Source organism: Aquamicrobium segne (assembly GCF_042656785.1).
Lineage (GTDB): Bacteria > Pseudomonadota > Alphaproteobacteria > Rhizobiales > Rhizobiaceae > Mesorhizobium > Mesorhizobium segne.
This window is the reverse complement of record NZ_JBHSLL010000011.1, coordinates 98,700-99,056: the sequence shown is the minus strand read 5'-3', so window position 1 is coordinate 99,056 and position 357 is coordinate 98,700. Positions and strand designations below refer to the sequence as shown.

At 58.0% G+C, this 357-nt stretch carries 1 protein-coding gene; it reads left to right on the top strand.

Features of this window, described 5'->3' with window-relative positions; translation table 11 throughout:
- Positions 1-142 precede the first annotated feature (142 nt).
- Positions 143-357: transposase (locus ACFPLB_RS03125; RefSeq protein ID WP_378227835.1), on the top strand; the 215-nt coding region annotated here is incomplete at its 3' end.

Below are 357 nucleotides of genomic sequence, written 5' to 3'. Positions count from 1 at the left end.
TTTCTCTTCCGCTCTGGCACTCGCAGCAACCGTTATCTTCTGGCTGTGATCAACGAGTCCTGAGCCTAGGTCACATACCCATTAATTGGATTCCCAAGGCGGGCCTATTCTGATTCACTGCTTACCAGAGCAGGAGGATGGCATGGCCCGTTTTGATCTTACGGATTTCGAGTGGTCGGTGATTAAACCGCTGTTGCCAACCAAGGTGCGCGGCAAGCCGCGGGTTGATGACCGCCGAGTGCTCAACGGCATCTTCTGGCGTCTGCGGACCGGAGCGCCCTGGGCCGACATTCCGGCCCGCTATGGCCCTCACACAACCTGTGTCAACCGTTTCAACCGATGGCGCAAGGCCGGGCA